This is a genomic window from Streptomyces sp. NPDC002640, from assembly GCF_053592575.1.
On the sequence record NZ_JBSFVZ010000023.1, the window covers coordinates 58391 to 79745 of the forward strand.

The 21355-nt window shown below is 75.7% G+C and carries 12 protein-coding genes; 6 read left to right on the forward strand and 6 right to left on the reverse strand.

Annotated elements, in window-relative coordinates; all coding sequences use genetic code 11:
• Positions 1-121: 121 nt before the first annotated feature.
• The gene (locus ACWD3O_RS26490; RefSeq protein ID WP_451408551.1) at positions 122-319 is read right to left on the reverse strand and encodes a hypothetical protein; all 198 of its coding nucleotides are present in this window, start codon (positions 317-319) and stop codon (positions 122-124) included.
• Positions 320-516: 197 nt separating this feature from the next.
• Here ACWD3O_RS26490 and ACWD3O_RS26495 point away from each other — a divergent pair, with 197 nt between their 5' ends.
• The 6 genes from ACWD3O_RS26495 (at position 517) to ACWD3O_RS26520 (ending at position 9820) form a co-directional block, all read left to right on the forward strand.
• The gene (locus ACWD3O_RS26495) at positions 517-2553 is read left to right on the forward strand and encodes a BTAD domain-containing putative transcriptional regulator (RefSeq protein ID WP_451417611.1); all 2037 of its coding nucleotides are present in this window, start codon (positions 517-519) and stop codon (positions 2551-2553) included.
• A 131-nt stretch (positions 2554-2684) separates the two neighbouring features.
• Positions 2685-6086, forward strand: a complete 3402-nt coding sequence (locus ACWD3O_RS26500; protein ID WP_451417612.1) for a non-ribosomal peptide synthetase — start codon at positions 2685-2687, stop codon at positions 6084-6086.
• Positions 6083-7462 carry a serine hydroxymethyltransferase gene (locus ACWD3O_RS26505; protein WP_451408554.1) on the forward strand — a complete coding sequence of 460 codons (1380 nt, stop codon included), beginning with the start codon at positions 6083-6085 and terminating at the stop codon, positions 7460-7462. Before ACWD3O_RS26500 ends, ACWD3O_RS26505 begins: the two co-directional genes overlap by 4 nt.
• The gene (locus ACWD3O_RS26510) at positions 7459-8142 is read left to right on the forward strand and encodes a DUF2461 family protein (RefSeq protein ID WP_451417613.1); all 684 of its coding nucleotides are present in this window, start codon (positions 7459-7461) and stop codon (positions 8140-8142) included. The genes ACWD3O_RS26505 and ACWD3O_RS26510 overlap by 4 nt, the downstream gene beginning before the upstream one ends.
• The gene (locus ACWD3O_RS26515; protein ID WP_451417614.1) at positions 8139-9242 is read left to right on the forward strand and encodes a threonine aldolase family protein; all 1104 of its coding nucleotides are present in this window, start codon (positions 8139-8141) and stop codon (positions 9240-9242) included. The genes ACWD3O_RS26510 and ACWD3O_RS26515 overlap by 4 nt, the downstream gene beginning before the upstream one ends.
• Positions 9239-9820, forward strand: a complete 582-nt coding sequence (locus ACWD3O_RS26520) for an N-acetyltransferase family protein (protein WP_451417615.1) — start codon at positions 9239-9241, stop codon at positions 9818-9820. Before ACWD3O_RS26515 ends, ACWD3O_RS26520 begins: the two co-directional genes overlap by 4 nt.
• A gap of 108 nt (positions 9821-9928) precedes the next feature.
• Here ACWD3O_RS26520 and ACWD3O_RS26525 read toward each other — a convergent pair whose 3' ends face one another.
• The 5 genes from ACWD3O_RS26525 to ACWD3O_RS26545 are packed head-to-tail and all read right to left on the reverse strand — an operon-like array spanning position 9929 to position 21181.
• Entirely contained in the window at positions 9929-11062 is a 1134-nt protein-coding gene (locus ACWD3O_RS26525; protein WP_451417616.1) for an acyl-CoA dehydrogenase family protein, read from the reverse strand.
• Positions 11059-12249: an acyl-CoA dehydrogenase family protein gene (locus ACWD3O_RS26530; protein ID WP_451408559.1), complete on the reverse strand. Its 1191-nt coding sequence runs from the start codon at positions 12247-12249 to the stop codon at positions 11059-11061. The genes ACWD3O_RS26525 and ACWD3O_RS26530 overlap by 4 nt, the downstream gene beginning before the upstream one ends.
• Positions 12250-12265: 16 nt before the next feature.
• Positions 12266-13720, reverse strand: a complete 1455-nt coding sequence (locus ACWD3O_RS26535) for a condensation domain-containing protein (protein WP_451417617.1) — start codon at positions 13718-13720, stop codon at positions 12266-12268.
• Positions 13717-17076, reverse strand: a complete 3360-nt coding sequence (locus ACWD3O_RS26540; RefSeq protein WP_451417618.1) for a non-ribosomal peptide synthetase — start codon at positions 17074-17076, stop codon at positions 13717-13719. The genes ACWD3O_RS26535 and ACWD3O_RS26540 overlap by 4 nt, the downstream gene beginning before the upstream one ends.
• Positions 17069-21181 carry a non-ribosomal peptide synthetase gene (locus ACWD3O_RS26545; protein ID WP_451417619.1) on the reverse strand — a complete coding sequence of 1371 codons (4113 nt, stop codon included), beginning with the start codon at positions 21179-21181 and terminating at the stop codon, positions 17069-17071. The genes ACWD3O_RS26540 and ACWD3O_RS26545 overlap by 8 nt, the downstream gene beginning before the upstream one ends.
• Positions 21182-21355 lie beyond the last annotated feature (174 nt).

A 21355-nucleotide genomic window follows, 5' to 3' on the forward strand; every position in this document is an offset into this window, starting at 1 on the left:
CCCAACTTTTCCCCTACACCCCGCTCTCCCTATCTCGGACCCGGTACCGGGGGCCGGTGGAACGCGGAAGGTCCGCCCCCGTGCCGGGCGGACCTTCCGCGTTCCACCGGGCCCGGGGAGGTCAGCCCCAGGGCATGTCGCCGTTCTGGCCGTACTGGTTGCCGAGGGGCTTGACGACGCCCCAGGGCATGTCGTCGTCGTGCGCGGCGATGACCGAGTGGGCGGCCGAGCCGGCCCCCGCGCCGGCTCCCGCGATCAGACCGGCCAGTGCGACCAGACCGGCCAACTTCGCCCGCTTCGACGTCCGAGTGCTGCGCATTGCGATTCCCCCTCATCGGTGGACCGTCATTGCCGCTTGCTGCGGTGCGAAGGACAGTAAGGACGCCCCCTTTCACTCCCCTGTTGTCGCGATTTCGCGCGCCGGGGCCCCGTGAAATCGACACGATAACGGGACGACAACGATCGCCACTAGCGTCGCCCGGAGATTCTTCGCACGCATCACGAACGGGGGGCGCCATGGAATTTCGAGTGCTCGGGCCGGTCGAGGCACGGGAGCACGGACGCAGGGTGCCGCTCTCCGGCACCAAGCTGCACACCGTGCTCGCCGCGCTCCTGCTGGCACGCGGGGAGGTCGTGCCGGACGACCGGCTCAGCCGGCTGCTGTGGGGCTGGGCCCCGCCCGCGACGGTCAGCGCCCAGCTCTACACCTACGTCTCCCGGCTGCGGAAGATTCTCGGCGCCGACGTCCTCATCGACCGCAGGCCCCCCGGATATGCCATGGCCATAAGCAATTCCCGTCTGGACCTGATCGAATTCGAGGAATTGGATCACGCGGGCCGGGAAGCACTTCTGGCGCGGGACTACGAAAAGGCGGGCGAACTTCTCCGGGCGGCCCTGGCGTGCTGGAGCGGGCCGCCGCTGCTGAACACCACCGACCATCTCGCCGAGGCCGAATCGCCGCTCCTGACGGAGGCCCGCACAGCGACCCTGGAGCACCGGGTGGCGGCCGACCTGGCACTCGGCCGGCACGAGCAGCTCACCGTCGAACTCACCGGTCTGCTGGTCGCGTTCCCGCTGCGGGAGCGCATCCGCAGTCAGCTGATGACGGCGCTGTGCCGGTGCGGCCGGCAGGCCGACGCCATCCACCTGTACCACCAGGGGCGTGCCGTCCTGGCGGAGGAGCTCGGCGTGGACCCCGGCGAGGAGCTCCGGGCCACCTACCGCGCCCTGCTCGACGGATCGCTGGAGCGCCCGCCCCGGGCGCGGACCGGGGCGGGTCCCGCCGCCCCCGGCGGCAAGACGGCCGGCGACCCGGCCCGGGAGGGCCAGGTGGCCCCGGCGACGCTGCCGCCGGACACCGTGGACTTCACCGGACGGGACCGGGAGCTGGCCGTGCTGTTCCGGGCGCTCGCCCCGGACCCCGGCGCCGGCCGCCCGCGCCGGGTGCTGGTGACCGGCATGGCGGGTGTCGGGAAGACCGCGCTGGCCGTCCACGCGGCGCACCACCGCAAGGGCGACTTCCCGGACGGGCAGGTGTACGCCGACCTGCGCGCGCCGGACGGCACCGCGCGGCCGTGCGGAGAGGTACTGCGGCACCTGCTCAGGGCGCTGGGCGCCACCGTGGAGGCGGACACCGACCCGGACGAACTGGTCCGCCGCTACCGGGAGCGCACCGGGGGCAGGCGGCTGCTGATCCTCCTCGACAACGCGGCGGGCGCGGCCCAGCTCGGACCGCTGCTGCCCAACACCCCCGAGCCGGCGGTGCTCGTCACCGGACGCACCGCGCTGCCGACGGTGGCCGGGGCGCACACCGTGGCCCTCGACCCGCTGGAGGAGGGGCCGGCCCACCAGGTGCTGGCCGCCGCGGCGGGTGCGGACCGCCTCGCCGCCGCGCCGGGGGCGGCGGCCGTGATCGTGCGGCACTGCGCCGGTCTGCCGCTGGCGCTGCGGATCGTCGGCACCCGGATCGCCGCACGGCCGCACTGCACGCCCGACCGGCTGGCCCGGCGGCTGGCCGACCCCGCCACCCGGCTGCGGGAGCTGCGCTCGGGCGACCTGGACGTGCACGGCGCGCTGCTGCCCTCCTGGCGGGCGCTTCCCCCCGCGGCCCGCCGGGCGTTCGGGGCGCTCGCCGTGCTGGGGAACCGGCCGTTCCCCGCGGTGCGTGCGGCGGAGCTGCTCGCGGTGACCGAGGGCGACGCGGAGCTGCTGCTGGAGACCATGGCGGACGCCGCGTTGCTGCAGGTCAGCGGGGCCGACGAGTGGGGCCGGCCCTGCTACCTGCTCCACCCCCTGGTGCGCCTCTTCGCCCGCTCCCTGTCGGACGCGGCGGTGGACGGCCCCATGGACGGGCCCACGCACGGCCCCACGCACAGCCTCACGGACGGGCGCACGCACGACCCCGCGCACGACCTCGCGCACGGGCCGTCCGACGGCGCGTCCGGGCGGCTCCCGGAAGGGGTGTCGGGCGGGGTGCCGGGCGGGCTCTCGCCGCGGCGGGCCGGCGGCGGGCCGGCGAGGGGCGCACCGGCGGCGCGCTCGGGCGGAGCGTAACCGGTGGCTAACCGGCCCGCCCTAGCCTCGCCGTGTCCCGCGGCGCCCCCCGCCTCGCCCCGCCCCGCGGCGCGACGCTCCCCCTGCCTTCAGGCCCGATGAATTCCCGTTACCGCGAGTGGAGTTGGACCATGACCGAGCTCTTGCACGGCCCCCTCGAGGACGCCGCGCCCCTCACCGCGCCCTTCCCGATGACCGAGACGCAACAGGCTCTGATGATCGGGCGGGGCGAGGGCGTCGAGCTGGGCAGCATCGGCTGCTACGGCTACTTCGAGTGGGAGCGCGCGGGCCTCGACCCGGACCGCCTGGCCGGGGCGTGGCGGCGGGTCGTCGCCCGCCACGACATGCTGCGCGCGGTCGGCCGCCCGGACGGAACGCAGCAGGTGCTCACCGATCCGCCGGCGTACGGGATACCGGTGGTGGACCTGCGCGGGCTGCCGGAGGACGGGGCGCGGGCCCGGCTGGAGGAGCTGCGGACGGAGATGAGCCACCGGGTCTTCGCGGTGGGCGCCTGGCCGCTGTTCGACCTGAGGATCGTGCTGCTGCCCGGCGACGACCGTCCCGGGCGCATCCACCTGGGCATCGACCTGCAGGTGCTGGACGCCTCCAGCGCCTTCCAGGTGCTCTTCCCGGACCTGATCGACCTCTACGAGAACCCCGGCGCCGAACTCCCCGCGCCGGGCGTCACGTTCGCCGAGTACGCGCGGTGGCGGGCCGACGTCCTGCCGCACACCGAGGCCTTCCGCACCGCCCGCGACTACTGGCTGGAGCGGGTGCCGCAGCTGCCCCCGGCGCCCACCCTGCCGGCCGGCCCGGCGCGTGAGGGGGAGGTCCGCTTCGCGCGGCACGAGCACCGCCTCTCCCCCGCCGACTGGCGGCGCTTCCAGGACGTGGCGCGGGACGCGGAGCTGACGCCGTCGGTGCTGCTCACCGCCGCCTTCGCGGAGGTGGTGCGCTGCTGGGCGGAGGAGACGGACTTCACGCTGAACTACCCGGTGTTCCAGCGGCCCCGGGTGCACGAGGACATCGGCGGGGTGCTGGGCGACTTCACCAACGCGGTGCTGCTCGCGGCGGACGGTTCCGGCGAGACGTTCCTGGACCGCGCGCACGCGCTCCGCGACCAGCTGCGGCGGGACACCGAGCACGGCGACTTCAACGGCGTGCGCGTGCTGCGCGAACTCACCCGGCTGCACGGGGCGGGCGCGCAGGCCGGGATGCCGGTGGTGGTGACCAGCCTGCTGGACTACCCCGCCCGCCGCCCGGTGACCGACCTGGGGCACGAGGTGTACTCGATCTCGCAGACCCCGCAGGTGTCGCTGGACGTCCAGCTCCGCGAGCTCGGCGGTGAGCTGCGCGTCATCTGGGACTACGTGGACGGGGCGTTCGCGCCGGGCTTCACCGAGGCCGCGTTCGGCGCCTACGTCGGGCTGCTGGGCCGCCTGGTGGAGGACCCGGCGTGCCTGGGCAGCCGCCGCTTCGACCTGATCCCCCCGGCGGAGCGGGAGTTGCGCCGCCGGATCAACGACACCGCCGGCCGGATCCCGTACACCACGCTGCACGAGATGTTCGCCGAGCAGGCGGACCGGACCCCCGGCGCGGAGGCCGTGGTGGACGCCGGGCGCCGGCTGACCTACGCCGAACTGGCCGCCTACGCCTGGCGGATCGGCCGTCGGCTGCGGGAGCAGGGCGTGCGGCCCGGGCAGCTGGTGGGCGTGGTGACGGAGAAGGGCTGGGAGCAGTACGCGGCGGTGTACGGCGTCCTGGCCTCCGGGGCGGCGTACCTGCCGCTGGACGCGTCGGTGCCGCCGGAGCGGCTGCGCGGCCTGCTGGCCCGGGCCGAGGTCGGCACGGTCCTCACGCAGTCCTGGGTCGAGCCGCGCCTGGAAGGGGTGCCGGACGTCCGGGTGCACCGCGTCGACCTGGACTTCGAGGACGGCGACGCCACCCGGCCGGAGACCGCGCAGACCCCCGCGGACATGGCGTACACCATCTTCACCTCGGGTTCGACCGGTGAGCCCAAGGGCGTGATGGTGGACCACCTCGGCGTGGTGAACCTCGTGCGGGACGTGGCGGCGCGCTTCGGCGTGGACGCCTCCGACCGGTTGCTGGCCATCTCCGGGCTGCACTTCGACGCCTCGGTCTACGACGTGTTCGGGGTGCTGACCCAGGGCGGCACGGTGGTCGTGCCGCCGCCGTTCGAGCACGCCGAGCCGGACGTGTGGGCCGAGCTGGTGGCGGCGGAGCGGGTCACCCTGTGGAACTCCGTGCCGGTGCTGATGGAGCTGCTGGTCGGCGAGGCGGAGGTGCGGGAGCGGCGGGACGGGCCGCGGCTGCTGGAGTCGCTGCGGCTGTCGGTGCTGTCCGGCGACTGGATCCCGCTGACGCTGCCGGACCGGCTGCGGGCGCAGGCCCCGGGCATCCAGGTGGTGGGGTCGGGCGGCCCGACGGAGACCATCTGCTGGTCGCTGTTCCAGCCGATCGGCGAGGTCGACCCGGCGTGGACGAGCATCCCGTACGGCACGCCGATCACCAACCAGCGCTACTACATCGTGGACGGCACCGCCCACGAGCGTCCGCTCGGGGTCGTCGGGGAGATGGCCGTGGCCAGCGACGTGGGCCTGGCGCTCGGCTACCGGGACGACGAGGAGCGCACCCGCGCCCGGTTCGTCCACCTGCCGGAGACCGGTGAACGCGCCTACCTGACGGGCGACCTGGGCCGGTACCTGCCGGACGGCGGCATCGAGATCCTGGGCCGTGACGACTTCCAGGTGAAGATCCAGGGCCACCGGATCGAGCTCGGCGAGATCGAGGCCGCGCTGCGCCAGGACGCGGAGGTCACCGCGGCCGTGGTGGTCGCCCCGGCCAGCGCCCACGGCGTCCGGCGGCTGCACGCCTTCGTCGTGGCGGCCGACGGCGCGGGTCCGGGCGGGCGGATCCTCGCCCGCCTCTCGGAGCAGCTGCCGGGCTACATGGTCCCGTCCGCGATCACCGTGCTCGAGGAGCTGCCGCTGACGCGCAACGGCAAGGTGGACCGCCTGCTGCTGGCGTCCACGGCCGGCACCCGGCAGCCGGACGGGGGTCCCGCCACGGCCGACGGGGACGGCGAGGACGGCGGGATGCCGAGCCCGCTGGAGCTGGTGTGCTGCGCGGCGGTGGGCGACATCCTCGGGATCGACCAGGTCGCTCCCGACGACAACTTCTTCAAGCTGGGCGGCGACTCGCTCAGCGGGACCCGGCTGGCCGGGCTGCTCCAGGAGCTGCTGGGGGTGCCCGTGCCGGTGCGAACGGTGTTCCGGACGCCGGTCGTCGGGGAGCTCGCCGCGAAGATCGCCGCCGACGAGGAGCACGGCGCCGGCGCCGTGGCGGCCGCGGAGGCGCTCGGCGCGCTCTCGCCCGACGACCCGGTCGACGCCGACGACCCGGGCGACCTGCCCGCACCGGCCGGCCTGGCCGCCCCTGCCGACGGCTCGTCCCAAGAGGCGGACGGCGCGCACGCCGCGGCCGCCGCACACTCCAGGAGGGAACAGTCATGACGTTCACCCTGCCCGCGCCGCTCGACGCGGCCGAGGACCGGGCCGTGCCGGACGGGTCCGGCCTGACCGCCTTCGCCGGCCACGCCGCCGACCGGCTCCGCCGGACCGACGCGGCCCTGTACGACCTGCTGAACCGGGAGACGGCGCGGCAGAACAGCACCCTGATGATGGTGGCCGCCTCCAGCGTCGCCGACCCGTCGGTGCTGGCCTGCGGCGGCAGCCCGCTCGGCAACCTCACCGCCGAGGGCTATCCGGGCGCCCGCTACCACGGGGGCTGCCAGGTCGCCGACGAGATCGAGCGGCTGGCGATCCAACGGGCGTGCACGGCGTTCGGGGCGCAGGACGCGATCGTCCAGCCGCACTCGGGGTCGTCCGCCAACCTGGCCGTGCTCACCGCGCTCCTCGCTCCCGGGGACACCCTGCTCGGGCTGGACCTGGACTGCGGCGGCCATCTCACCCACGGCTCCCCCGCCTCGGTCACCGGCCGCCACTACGACGCCAAGGGCTACCGGCTCACCCGGGACGGACTGCTGGACTACGACCAGATCCGCGAACTCGCCCTGAACCACCGGCCCAAGCTGATCGTCGCCGGCGCGAGCGCCTACCCCCGCACCATCGACTTCGCCCGGTTCCGGGAGATCGCGGACGAGGCGAACGCCTATCTCCTCGCCGACATCTCGCACATCGCGGGCCTGGTCGCCGCGGGCCTGCACCCGAGCCCGATCGACCACGCCCACGTGACCACGACCAGCACCTACAAGCAGCTCTACGGGCCGCGCGGCGGGCTGATCCTGCTCGGCCGGGACGCCCGGCGGGCCGGCCCCGAGCGGGGCACGCTGGCGTCGACCATGCGCCGGGCGGTGTTCCCCTTCACCCAGGGCACCCCCGACCTGGCCTCGGTGGCGGCGAAGGCGCGCGCCCTGCACCACGTGGCGGGGCCCGGCTTCGCCGAGCTGGCCAAGCGGCTCGCCGACGGCGCCCAGGCCATCGCCGAACGGCTCCTGGAGCGCGGCCTGCGGCTGGTCACCGGCGGCACCGACACCCACATGGTCCTGCTCGACCTGCGGGGCACCGGGCTGACCGGCGACGTGGCCGAGCAGGCCCTGGAGTCCTGCGGAATCGTCGTCAACCGCAACCGCGTTCCGGGCGACACCACGCCGGTGCGCACCACCGCCGGGCTGCGGCTGGGCAGCAACACGCTGGCGGCGCGCGGGATGGACCGCGCGGCGGCCGCCGAGTGCGCGGACCTGGTGGCCGACGTGCTCGACGCGCTGCGCGCGGGCTCCGGGACCCTGCCCGAGGCGGTGCGCCGCGCGGCGCGGGCCCGGGTGGCCGAGCTGTGCGCCCGTCACCCGCTGCCGGGGTACCTCGCGTGACGTTCGGCGGCTTCCCGGCCTCGGCCCCGCGGCTGTACGCGGACCTCGCGGCCGACAACACCAAGGAGGCGTGGCGGTCGCGCCTGCGCGAGGTCTACGAGCGCGACGTGCGGGCCCCGATGCTCGAACTGGCCGCGGAGCTCTCCGCGCACTTCGCCGGCGACGCCGGCGAGGTGCGCGTCCTCGGCCCGGTGCGGGACACCCGGATGTCCCACGACAAGTCGCCCTACAAGACGTACCAGGGCGCCTACCTGGACCTGCTGCCCGCGCTCGGGTTCTGGGTCCACCTGGACCGTGACGGGCTCTACGCCTCCGGGCGCTGGTACCCGCACGGGAGCGCCGAGGTCGCCCGCTACCGCGCCGCCGTCGAGGAGGAGGACGGCGGCGCGGAGCTGGCCGCGATCGTGGCGGGGCTGACGGAGCGGGGCTTCACGGTGGGCGGCAACCGGCTGGTCTCCCGGCCGCGCGGTGTCGCGGCCGGCCACCCCCGCCTGGACCTGCTGCGGCACCGCACCGTCGACGCGGGGCGGCGGCTGGGTCCGGGCCCGGCCCTGGCGTCGGCGGGCGCGGCCGCGTTCGTCCGGGAGACCTGGGAGCTGACGCGCCCGCTGCTGGAGTGGGCCGCGGCCCGCGGGCTGACGCCGGAGCCCTACGACCGAGGAGCTGACGTTCCGTCATGACCACGACGACCGTGACCGACCTGCGCAGCGACACCGTCACGCGTCCCACGCCCGGCATGCGCCGGGCGATGGCGACAGCCGAGGTCGGCGACGACCTGTTCGGGGAGGATCCCACCGTCCGGGCGCTGGAGGACCGGGTGGCCGGGATGTTCGGCTTCCCGGCCGCGCTGTTCGTGCCGTCGGGGGTGATGGCCAACCAGATCGCGCTGCGCCTGCTGGTCGCCCCGGGGCAGGAGCTGGTGTGCGACGCCGAGGCCCACGTCCTGGCCCACGAGGAGGGTTCGCCGGCGCGGTACGGCGGGATCCAGACGCGCACCGTCTGCGGCGAGCGGGGGCTCCTCGACGGCAAGGCGCTGGCGCGCGTCCTGCGGACGGGCAACGCCTACACTGTCGGCACCCGCGCGGTGGCGCTCGAGCAGACCCACACCCGGGCGGGCGGCACCGTGTACCCGCTCTCCACCCTGCGCGAAATCCGGCGGCTGACCGCGGACGCCGGCATCGCGGTGCACCTCGACGGCGCGCGGATCTGGAACGCGCACGCCGCGACGGGCACGCCGCTGTCCGCGTACGGGGCGGAGGTCGCGGACACGCTCGCGGTGTGCCTGTCCAAGGGGCTGGGCGCGCCGGTGGGGTCGGTGCTGCTGACGGCGGCCGAACACCTCTCGCGCGCACGCTCGTTGAGGCATGGCATGGGGGGCGGGATGCGGCAGTCGGGGATCCTGGCCGCCGCCGGCCTGCACGCGCTGGACCACCACCTGGAGCGCATCGGCGAGGACCACGTCCACGCCGGACTGCTCGCGGCGGGGCTGCGCGAGGCGGGGTGCGTGGTGCGGGCGCCGGAGACCAACATCGTGCTGGTCGAGGTACCGGACGCCGAGGGCGTGGCCCGGCGGGCGGCCCGCGAGGGAGTACTGGTGACCGCGCCCGGACCGGACGTGGTCCGGCTGGTCACCCATCTGGACGTCGGACGACGGGAGTGCCACCGGGCCGTGCGGGTCCTGGCCGCCGCCGTCCGCGAGGACCGGCGGGTGCCGCCGCGGCCCACGGGCCCGGGCACGGCATCCGCGACGGCGAGAGAAGAAAGCGAAGTACCTCGATGACATGGGAAGTTCTGCCGGCGACCGCCCAGCGATGGGACGACGTCCAAGCCGTTCTGCAGCCGCGGAGGAGCGCGCACACCTGCTGGTGCATGGCGTGGCGGCTGACCACCGGTGACTACGGGCGGATGACCGCCGACCAGCGGGGGGAGCACCTGCGCTCCCTGGTGGAGGCGGCCGACCCGCCGCCCGGGGTGCTGGGTTACGTGGACGGCGAGGTGGCCGGCTGGTGCAACGTGGCGCCGCGCAAGCAGTTGGACCGGCTGGCCTCGTCGCGGACGATGCCGCCGGTGGACGAGGTGCCGGTGTGGTCGGTGACGTGCTTCGTGGTGCGCAAAAAGTTCCGCGGTCGGGGGGTGGCCTCGGGGCTGCTGGAGGGCGCGGTGGAGCACGCGCGGGTCAACGGGGCGCCGGCGGTGGAGGGTTACCCGGTCGACCCGGAGGGCGGCCGGGTCAACCCGACGCTGGCGTACGTGGGGACGATGGAGATGTTCGAGCGGGCCGGGTTCCGCCGGGTGGCGCGGACGGAGGCGAAGAGCGACAAGCGGTACCGGTGGGTGATGCGGCGGGACCTCGGGTGAGGGGTTCCGCCCCTCCGCGGGCCCGCTGCCGGTCCGCCGCGGCGCCGGCGGGCGGGTGAGGGCGAGGGAAGGGGCTCCCGGACGGGGGCCCCTTCCCCGTGGGCGCCGTCAGGGGGTGTGGGCGGCGAGGTCCCAGAGGTGGGTAGGACGGCCGCAGCGGAGCGCCTCCCAGGCGGCGCGGCGGTAGCAGCCGGCGACCGGGCCGTCCTTCACCAGGCCGAGCGCGCCGTGCAGGTGGACGGCGTCCCGGGTGACGTCGAGCGCCGTCTCGGCGGTGAGGGCGATGAGCCCGGCCGCCTCCCCCGGCGTCAGCCGTCCGGCGTCGAGGTCCTTGGCGGCGTCGCCGACCGCCCAGCGGACCGCGTCGAGACGGGCCAGGAGTCCCGCCACCCGCAGCCGGGGCCCCTGGTGCTTGACCAGGGCCTGCCCGAACTGCCGGCGGCTGCGGATGCGGGAGACCACGGCCGTCAGCGCGGCGGCGGTGATGCCCGCGAGCAGCGAGGCCTGGTGCACGGCGGCCCGCAGTCCGGCCCGGGCGAGCGCCTGCTCGGCGGCGACGCCGCGCAGCACGACGGCGGTGGCGGGCAGGCGCACCTCGTCGAGGTCCGCGGCGGCGATCGCTCCGCCGCCGTGGTCGCGCAGCGGGCGCAGGGTGACGCCCTCGGCGGGGAGTTCCACCAGGGCGACGCACGGCCCGTCGGGGCCGGAGGCGGTGACCAGGAGGGAGCCCGCGCCGACGCCGGCGGCGAAGGGCCCGCCGGTGCCGGTGAGGACGACGCCGCCGTCGTCCCCGTCGGGTTTCCAGGCGATGCCCGGCGGCACGGTGCCGCGGGGGTCGGGCAGTCTGCCGGGCACGGCGAGGGGGTGGGCGCCGTCCCGGACCCGGTCGAGGACCGCGTCGAGGCCCTCCGGGGCGACGGGGCCGAGCCCCGCCAGCAGGTCGAGGGCGAAGAGGGTGTCGGTGAGCGGGACGGGCTGCATCGCGTTGCCGCCCTCCTCGCAGACCATCGCGAGCACGGCCTGCCCGAGGTCGAGGCCGTCCATCGCGATCGGCAGGGCGAATTCCCAGGCGCCGACCTGGGTCAGCGCCTCCCAGGTGTGGCCGGGCGTCCCGGCGTCGATCTCCAGGCCCTGCCGGACGGTGAGCCTGAGCTGCCGGAAGAGGGCGTCCTCGTCCTCCCGCTCCCGCCACCGCTCGGCCGGCTCCCTGTCCTGCGCCGTCTGTCGTGCCTCGTGTGTCACGGCCGTACCTCCGCCCCGGAGTCGAGACGCAGCCGGGCCAGCGTCTCCAGCATCATTTCGGCGGTGCCGCCGGATATCCGCATCCCGGGGGCTTCACGCATCGCCGAGTCCAGTGGGTGTGCCACCCCGTCGGTCGCGGGGTCGTCGAGGGTCATGCTGTGGTCGCCGTCGAGTTCGGCCGCCCACCAGGCGACCTCGGCGGCGAGTTCGGTGGTGTACCACTTGGCCGCGGCCGCCTCGTCCTCGTTGAGCTCGCCCCGGTCCATGCGGGTGAGGACCCGGCGCACCAGGGTGCCGGCGGCCAGCAGCCGGGCGTTGAGCTTGGCCAGGCCGATCTGGTCGTGCTGGCCGGCCTCCAGCCGGTCGGTGTGGGCCTCGAGCCGTTCGACGGCGGCCCGGTACCAGCGCAGCGCCTTGACGTAGTAGTCGAGGCCGGTGCGTTCGAAGGCGAGGGTCTTCACGACGATGGCCCAGCCCTGGCCGGGCTCGCCGACCACGTCGTCGGCGGCGACGGCGACGCCGTCGAGGGTGACCTCGTGGAAGGCGTCGTCGCCGATGCCGGGGATGGCCTTGATGGTGACGCCGTCCTGGTGGAGGGGGACCAGGAACAGGCTGAAGGCGTCGTCCTCGCCACGGGCCAGGCACAGGCCGTAGTCGGCGAGTCCGGCGAACAGCGAGTGCACCTTGGTGCCGTAGAGCTTGTAGCCGCCGGCCCCGTCGGAGACGGCGCGGGTGGAGAGGATGTTGAGGTCGGAGCCGGCCTGCGGTTCGCTGAAGAGGACGCAGCCGAAGGCGGTGCCCGCGGCGAAGCCGGGCAGGTGGCGGGCCTTCATGGCGGGGCTCGCCACGTTGAGCAGGGTGGAGCCGACGATCTGGACGGTGAGGGTGTGCAGCAGGTCGGGCACGTCGTGCATCGCCAGTTCCTCGACGAGCACCGCGGCGGCGACCTGGCTGACGCCGCGGCCTCCGTACTCCTCGGGCCACTGCGGGGCGAGGAGTCCCGCCGCGCCGAGCGCGCGGTGGACGGGGCGCGGGTCCCTGGTGCGCCGGGCGGCGGCGACGGGCGCGGACACCAGGACGTCGTGGATCTCCTCGCGGAGGAGGCGCATGGGCGTACGGGGTACGCCGTCGCCGGAGCGGACCAGGCCGCAGTCCGCGGGGGCCCGGTAGAACTCGGTGGTGAGCAAGGGGTACTCCCAGGGGCTAGAGGGTGATCCCGGGGACGGAGAGGGACGCGGGGGCGGAGAGGGACGCGGGGGCGGAGGGGGACGCGGCGGCGCGCCGCAGGACGTCCTCGACGCCCGTGAGCAGCGCGGTCACGTCCTCGGGGGCGGCGGCCCGGCGGTTGAACTCGGCCGTGCCGCCGATCTCCCCGTCGCGTTCGACCAGGCCGACGCAGGCGAGGGTCGCGGCGGGGTCGGGGCTGTAGAGCTCCAGGTGGCGCGCGGGCGGTCCGGGCAGTTGGCTCACCTCGATTCCGGGCAGGCCGAAGGGGACGGCGGGGTAGTTGTGGAGGGCGAACAGCACGCTGTACGGCTGGACGCCCGGGGCGAAGAGCTCGTCGACGGGCAGGCGCTGGTGGGTGAGGCCGTCGGCGACCGCGGCGCGGGTGCGGCGCAGCAGTTCGGTGAAGGACGGGGCGCCCGAGAGGTCGATCCGGAGCGGGATCACGGTGGTGAACTGGCCGACGGCGCCCTCGAGCCGGGTGGCGAACCGGCCGGCGGCGGGGGTGCCGACGACGACCTCGTCGCGCCCGTCACGGGCGGCCAGGACGACGGCGAGGGCGGCGAGCAGCGTCATGAACGGGGTGGCGCCCTGGGCCGCGCCGAGGGCCAGGCCGGCGTCGAGCGCGCTGCCGGGTCCGCGGGCCAGGCGCACGGGCAGGTGGCCCCGTTCGAACCCGCCGGCCGCGGGCGGCGCCGGCGGGAGGCCGTCGAACGCGGCGCGGCGGGCGCGCAGGGCGGAGGCGCCGTCCGGGGAGGCGAGCCAGCGCCGCTGCCAGTCGGCGTGGTCGGGGAACTGGAGTTCGGGCGGGGTGAGGCTCTCCGCGCCGTCGCGGTAGCCGGCCGCGAGGTCGGTGAGGAACACCCCGGAGGACCAGCCGTCGAAGACGGCGAGGTGCGAGGCGAGGACGAGGACGTGCTCGTCCGGGGCGAGGGTGAGCAGCTCGAAGCGGCTGGTGCGGCCCGCCTCCAGGGACAGGACCGTGGCCGCGCTCCCGGCGAGGGCGCGCCGGACGGCCTCCCGGCGGACCTCGGGCGCGAGGCCGCCGAGGTCCGACCGGGTGAGCCGCAGGCAGGGGGTGTCGTCCACGGTCAGGAGCGGCGGTCCGCCGTCCGGCGGGGCGGCGATCCGGCAGCGCAGCGCCTCGTGGCGGGCGAGGACGCCGGTGAGCGCCTCGCGCAGCCGCCCGTGGTCGAGGCGTCCGGTGAGGCGGACCGCGTGGGATCCCGTACCGCTGCCCGGCGCCGACCGCTGTTCGCGGCGGAGCAGGCGGGCCTGGAGCGCGGTGGCGGGCACCGGCCCCGCGCCGGAGCGCGGGGCGGGGGCGGCGGGCACGGGGGCGCGGGCGGCGAGGAGCATCCGGGCGAGTTCCCGTTTGGCCTCGGGCAGGGCGGCCAGCGCCCGGTCGACGCCCGCGGGCGCGGGGCCGGTCATCGGGCGCCGTCCGGGTTCTGCAGGGAGCTGAGCAGTGCGGCGGCCTCGTCGTCGCTCATGTTCTCGATCTGGTCGAAGACGGCGAGCAGGCGGTCCTGTTCGCCGGCCGCCTCGCTCCGCGCGGCGCGCACCAGGTCGGCGAGTCCGGCGACGGTCGGGCGGCCGAAGAAGTCGGCGAGCGCGATGTCGATGCCGAACAGGGCGCGGACCCGGGAGACCACGATGGTGGCCTGCAGGGAGCTGCCGCCCAGGGCGAAGAAGTCGCCCTCGACGTCGGGGGCCGACCACTCCAGCAGCGGGGTGAGGATGTCGCGGCAGATCTGCTCCTCGACGGCGTCGCGCGGGGCGGTCCCCCGGTCGCCGGCCTGTTCGGCGGGGAGCGGCAGGGCCGCGGCGTCGACCTTGCCGTGCGGGGTGAGGGGCAGTTCGTCCAGGACGACGACGACCGGGACCATGTAGCCGGGGAGGCGGGAGGCGGCGTAGGCGCGCAGGGTCTCCGCGTCGACGACCTCGGAGGCGTAGGAGCCGATCTGCTCGGCGGTGACGTAGGCGACGAGCATCCGTTCGCCGCCCGCGGCCGGCCGGGCGACCGCCACGGCCTGCTGGACGGCGGGGTGACCGAGGAGGACGTTCTCGACCTCGCCGGGCTCGATGCGGTGGCCGCGCAGTTTCAGCTGGCGGTCGGTGCGGCCGAGGAACTCCAGGTTGCCGCCGGGCAGCCAGCGCACCAGGTCGCCGGTGCGGTAGAGGCGCTCGGTCTCGGGGCCGTCGGCGTACGGGTTGACGACGAACCGTTCGGCGGTCAGCTCGGGGCGGCCCAGGTAGCCGCGGGCGATGCCGGGGCCGGCGACGCAGAGTTCGGCGGGCACCCCGGGCGGCACCGGGCGCAGCCGGGCGTCGAGGACGAAGGCCTGGTGGCCGGGCATGGGCCGGCCGATGGGCGGGTTGCGGTCGTAGGTGCCGGAGCAGTCCATGAGGGTGACGGCGACGGTGGCCTCGGTGGGTCCGTAGCCGTTGACGAAGCGGCGTTCGCCGGCGGTCCACTCGGCCACCAGCTTGCCGGGGAAGGCCTCTCCGCCGACGGAGACCAGCCGCAGCGCGGGCAGCGCGGACTGGTCGAGCAGGGGCAGCAGCGCGGGCGGGAGTTCGGCCACGGTGACCGCGTCCTCGCGCATGCGGGTCTGCAGGAGTGCCGGGTCGCGGCGTTCCTCGTCGTCGGCGACGACGAGTTCGCCGCCGGCCAGCAGGGTGGCGAAGACCTCGAAGACGGAGACGTCGAAGGTGAGCGGTGCGAACTGCAGGACGCGGTCGGCGGGGCCGATCTCGTAGGCGCGGGCGATGGCGCGGGAGAAGTGGGTGACCGAGCGGTGTTCGATCATCACGCCCTTGGGGGCGCCGCTGCTGCCGGAGGTGTAGAGGACGTAGGCGAGGTCGGCGGGGGTGGAGGTCGGGGGCAGCGAGGGCACCTCGCGCACGGGCGCGGTGGTGCCGGTCGTCACCTGCTCCAGCGGCAGGGGCAGGTCGGCGGAGCCGTCGACCAGGGCGTGCCGCACCTTGGCGTCGGTGAGGACGGTGCGGGTGCGCTCGGCGGGTGCGGCCGGGTCGACGGGGACGTAGTGCGCGCCGGCCTTCAGGGTGCCGAGGAGCGCCGCGACGGCGGCGGGGCCGCGTCCGAGGCGGACGGCGACCGGGTCGCCGTGGCGGACGCCGCGGTCGCGCAGGCGGTGGGCGATCGCCTCGGACCAGCGGTCGAGCGCCGCGTAGTCGAGGGTGGTGCCGCCGTGGCGGACGGCCACGGCGTCGGGCTGGATGGTGGCGCGCTCGCGGAAGGCGCGGTCGAGGGTGGTGGTCCAGGCGGTCTCGTCGACCGGGCCGCCGCGGGAGAGTTCGCGGGCGTGCCGGGAGGCGGCCGGTTCCTCGACCAGGGTGAGGTCGCCGACGCGGAGGTCGGGGTCGTCGGCGACCTGCTCGATGACGCGCCGGAAGGCGGCGAGGAGCGCGGAGGCGGTGCCGTGCCGGTAGAGGGAGGTGTTGTACTCCAGCGACAGCTCGAGCCCGTCGTTCTCGCCGACCAGGAAGCTCATGTCGAACTTGGCGGCTCCGTCGTGGAGTTGCTCGACGGCGAACTCCACGCCCGCGGCCTCGGCCCGGTGGGCGCCCCAGCGGCCGAGCGAGGTGAACTCGATCTGGAACAGCGGGTGGCGCAGCGGGTCGCGGGCCGGCCGGACGGCGTCGACGACCTGCTCGAAGGGGAGCTCGCTGTGGGTGAAGGCGTCCATCACGGTGCCCGCGGTGCGGGTGATCAGCTCGCGGAAGGTGAGGCCGTCGGACACCTCGGTGCGCAGGGTGATCATCTGGACGAAGCAGCCGATGACGCGTTCCAGGTCGGGGTGCGGGCGGGAGGCGCTGGCGGTGCCGACGACCACGTCCTCGGTGTGCGTCCAGTGCCGCAGCAGGGCGTTGAAGGCGGCGAGGAGGGTGGTGAAGACGGTGGTGTCGGCGCTGTCGGCGACCGCCTTGAGGCGGTCGAGGAGCGTCTCGTCGAGGGTGAGGGACAGGCCGCGGCCGTCGCCCCGGGTCTCGGGGCTGCGCGGGTGGTCCGGCATGACCTCGGTGGCCTCGGCGCCGGCGAGCAGGTGCCGCCACTTGTCGGCCAGGGCGCCGCGGTGCTCGCCGTTGTCCAGCTTGGCACGCTGCCAGGCGGCGAAGTCGGCGTACTCGACGGGCGGTTCCTCGGTCCTGGGCCGGTCGCCGCGGGCCGCGGCGGTGTAGCAGGAGGTGAGTTCCTCGGCGAAGACGCGGGTGGAGCCGGGGTCCCAGGCGATGTGGTGGACGACCCAGAGCAGCACGTGCCGTTCGGCGGCGAGGCGCACCAGGTGGGCCCGCACCGGCGGGGCGGTGGCCAGGTCGAAGGGGGCGGAGGCGCAGGAGGCGGTGAGCTCGGCGAGTTCGCGCTCGGGGTCGTCGCTGCCGGTGAAGTCGCTGGTGCGGATGCCCAGGACGAAGGACGGGACCGGTTCCTGCCAGGGCACCCCGTCGACCTCGACCAGCTTGCTGTGCAGCACCTGGTGGCCGGCGACGACGGCGTTGAGCGCCTCGTGGAGCGCGGCCCGGTCGAGGGGGCCGTCGAGGCGTATCGCCAGGGCTATGTTGTTGCGCGCCCGGCCGGCGCCGAGGCGGTCGACGAACCACATCTGCTCCTGCTGGAAGGAGGCGCGGGAGCGGGGGCCGTGGTCGGCGCGCTTGAGTTCGTTGCGCGGGCCGACGCCGGCGGTCATCTGGTTGCGCATCCGGCCCAGGAGCCGGGACCGCTGTCCCTGGGGCAGCCGGCCGAGCCGTTCGGCGAGGTCAGACATGGGTTCCTCCGTTGCGGTGCAGGTCGGCCAGCAGGGCGGCGAGCCGGTCGGGCAGGTGCTTGGCGAAGTAGTGCCGGCCGCCGGGGATCACGGCGAGCCGCAGGTCGCGGGCGTAGCGGCCCCAGGCGCGGTGGCCCTGTTCGTAGTCCTTGGTCGCGTCGTCGGCGTCGCCGACGACGCAGGTGACCGGGGTGTCCAGGGGGGCGCCGTAGCCGTCGGGGGTGCGGGCGAAGAAGCGGGCGGCCTCGGTCATGTCGTGCCGGACCATCCGGAGCACGGCGGTCAGGTCGCTGTCGTCGAGGACGCCGTCGAAGCCGTCCATGGTGGTGAGGTAGCCGACGAGGTCGTCGTCGGTGGAGACGCGTTCCATCTCCAGGGCGAAGTCGGGGTCGTCCTCGGGCAGGGCGGCCGCGAGGTGGAGGGCGAGGGGGCGCAGGCCGTCGCGTTCCAGGACGCGGGTGGTCTCCAGGGCGGCGACGACGCCGGCGCAGTGTCCGTAGACCGCGAACGGGCCGGTGACGGCGCGGGCGATCTCCCGGGCGGCGAGTTCGGCGAACTCGGTGACCGGCAGCATCGGGCCGGGGTCGAGGGGGTCGTGCCCGGGCGGGGAGACGGCCACCAGGTCGATGTGCGGGGGCAGGCAGGCGGCCAGCGGCCGGTAGGCGATGGCGTCGCCGCCGCCGTGCGGGAAGCACACCAGGGTGAGCGCGGCGGGACCGCTGTCCGCGGGCCGCTGCGAGAGCCGGTGCAGCAGCCGGTGCGCGGGCTTCGGGGCCGCGGGCCCCGCGGGGTTCGCGAGTTCGGCGGCGCGGGCGGCCAGCCCGGCGGGGGTGGGGCGGCTGAACAGGTCGACCACGCGCAGGCCGCGCGCCTCGGGCAGGGCGTCGGCGACGGCCCGTACGGCGCGGACGGCGGCGAAGGAGTCGCCGCCCAGGTCGAAGAAGTCGTCGTCGGGTCCGACGGCGGGCAGGCCGAGCACCTCCGCCCAGACGGCGGCGACGCGCAGGGCGGTGCTTCCGGCGCGTGCGGCGGTACTCCCGGCGGGCGCGGGCGCGGCCTCGGGGGCGGCGGGTGCCGTGGCGCGCGGCTCGGGCAGGGCCTTGCGGTCGACCTTGCCGTTGGGGCTGAGCGGCAGCCGGTCGAGGACGACCAGGTCGGCGGGGACGCAGTGCGGCGGGAGGACGGCGCCCAGGGCGGTGCGCAGTGCGGCGGGGTCCGGTGCCGTGACGCCCTCCTCGGGGACCAGGTAGCCGGTGAGCCGGTCGGAGCCGGCGGCCTTCCGGGCGACGACCACGGCCTCGCGCACGCCCGGCTGTCCGCGCAGCGCGCTCTCCACCTCGCCGGGTTCGATGCGCAGCCCGTTGAGCTTGATCCGGAAGTCGGTGCGACCGAGGAGTTCGACGGTGCCGTCGGCCCGGTACCGGGCGCGGTCGCCGGTGCGGTAGAGGCGTTCGGTGCGCCCGGTCTCCAGTTCGACCTGGACGAACTTCTGCTCGGTCAGCTCGGGCCGGTTCAGGTAGCCGCGGGCCAGTCCGACGCCGCCGAGGTGGAGTTCGCCGGGCACGCCGACGGGGACGATCCGGTCGGCCGCGTCGAGGATGTACGCCCGCTGGTTGGCCATGGGGCGCCCGTAGGGCAGCTTGGTCCAGCCGGGTTCGACGCGCTCCACCCGGTACTCGAGGGAGTGGACGGACGCCTCGGTGGCTCCGCCCAGCGCGGCGAAGGCGAGGCCGGGGGCGAAGGCCCGGATCCGGTCGGGCTGGTCGACGGGGATCCAGTCGCCGCCGAGGAACGCGGCGCGCAGCGAGGGCAGGCCGTCACCGCCGTCGTGCTCGAGCTGGTCGATCAGCAGCCCGAGCAGGGCGGGGGCGGAGTTCCACACGCTGACGCGGTGGCGCCGGATCAGATCGGCCCAGTGCGCGGGGTCCTTGACGGCCGCCGGGTCGGGCAGGACGACCGTGCCGCCGGCGGCGAGCATGCCGAGAATCTCGTAGACGCTCATGTCGAAGCTGGGCGAGGACAGCGCGAGCACCGAGTCGTCGGGGCCGATGCCGTAGGAGCGGTTGAGGTCGAGCAGGTTGTTGACCACGCCGCGGTGCTCGAGGGCGATGCCCTTGGGCGCGCCGGTGGATCCGGAGGTGAAGATGACGTACGCGAGGTCGCGCGGGGTGACGGGGACGTCGGGGCGGGTGGCGGGCAGCGCCTCCAGCTCGCGGCGGTCGGTGTCGAGCAGGATGCGCGTGGTGGCGTCGTCCAGCGGCAGCCGGCCGGCCAGTTCGGAGTCGCTGACCACGATCGGCGGCGCGGCGTCCCGCAGCAGCAGCCCCAGGCGTTCGGCCGGGTAGTCGGGGTCGAGCGGCACGTAGGCGGCGCCCGCCTTCAGCACGGCGAGGACGGCGGTGACCAGGCCGGGGCCGCGGCGCAGGCACAGGGCGACGGTCCGGTCGGGGCCCGCGCCGGCCTCGACGAGCCGGTGGGCGAGGCGGTTGGCGCGCTGCTCCAGCTCGCCGTAGGTGACGGCCCAGCCGCCGGCGCCGCCGCAGACGACGGCCGCGCTGCCCGGGCGCCGGTCGGCGTGCTGCTCGAAGAGGTGGTGGAGGCAGGCGTCCTGGGGGAACGGAGCGCGGGTGGCGTTCCAGTCGTCGAGGGCGGTGCGGTGCTCCTCCTCGGTGAGCAGCGGCAGGGTGGCCAGCGGCTCCGTGGGACGGTCGACGGCGGCCTCGAGGGTGGTCAGGAAGTGGCCGAGGAGGCGGTCGACGGTGGCGGCGTCGAAGAGGTCGGTGGGGTACTCCACCAGGGCGCGGACCGAGTCGCCGGCGTCGTGGACGCTGATCATCAGGTCGTACTTGGTGGCCCGGGAGGAGAAGTCGACGGCCTCGGTGGCGAGTCCGGCGAGCCGGGGCGCGGTGTCCGCGGTCTCGTCCAGGAGGAACATCACGGAGGTCAGCGGGGGGCGGCTGGGATGGCGCGGCGCCCCGACCGCGTCGACGATCAGGTCGAAGGGCAGCTCCTGGTGCGCGTACGCCTGGAGGGTGGTGCGCCGGGTGTCGCGGACCAGGTCGGCGAAGCCGAGGCCGCCGCCGGTGCGGATGCGCAGCGGGAGGGTGTTGACGAAGAAGCCGATGAGGTCGCCGAAGGCGGGGTGGTCCCGGCCCGAGACGGAGGTGCCGACGACGATGTCGTCCTGGCCGGTCCAGCGGCGCAGGGTGGCGGCGAAGCCGGCCAGCATCGTCATGTAGAGGGTGGCGCCCTCGGAGCGGCCGAACTCCCGCAGGCGGGCGATGAGCCGCGGGGGGAGGTCGATGTAGCGGGAGGCGCCGGCGTGGCCGAAGACGGGCGGCCGGGGACGGTCGGTGGGCAGGTCCACGGGGGTGGCGCCGGCCAGCTCCTCGCGCCAGAAGGCGGTGAGGCGTTCCAGCCGCTCGCCGCCGACGCGGCGGCGCTGCCAGGCCGCGAAGTCGGCGTACTGGAGGGCGGGCGGGGCGGGCGGCTCGCCGCCGGCCCCGGTGCGCAGGGCGTAGGCGCGTTCCAGTTCGGTGGTGAGCAGCCGCATCGACCAGCCGTCGGTGACGATGTGGTGCAGGTTCAGCACGAGGACGTGGTCGTCGGCGGCGAGCCGGGCGAGCGAGGCGCGCAGCGGGGCGGCGCCCGCGAGGTCGAAGGGGGCCGAGGCATCGGCGTCGTAGAAGGCGCGGACGGCGGCCTCGTCGGGCAGGTCGGTGACCGGCAGCGGCAGCCGGTGGCCGTCCAGCACCCGCGGTACGGCCTCGGCGGCGCCGGGCACGTCCCGGTAGACGGTGCGCAGGACCTCGTGCCGGTCGACGACGTCCTGGAGGGCGCCCTGCAGGGCGGCGACGTCGAGGGGGCCGCGGATGCGGGTGGCGACCGGCACGTTGTAGGCCGGGCTGCCGGGCTGGAGCTGGTCGACGAACCACAGGCGGCGCTGGGCGAAGGAGAGTACCGGGGCCTCGGCGGGGTCCCTCGGCGCCGGCGCGGACTCCTCCGGTGCGGTGGACCGTCCGCCGGCGAGGCCGGCGAGGGCCTGGAACAGTGCCCGGCGGCCCTTCGGCAGTTGGGCTATGCGTTCGGCGAGGGACTCGCTCACCTGGTGCCTCCGTGCGTCGGGTGGAGAGGGAGAGGGGTACGGCGAGGTCCGGGCCGCGACCGGGCCGGCCGGGCTCGGCGGAGCCGCGACCGCGCGGGGCCGGGCCGGGCGGGGCCGCGACCGGGCGGGGCCGCGACCGGGCGGGCGCCGGCGTCGCGGCCGGCGCCCGCATCG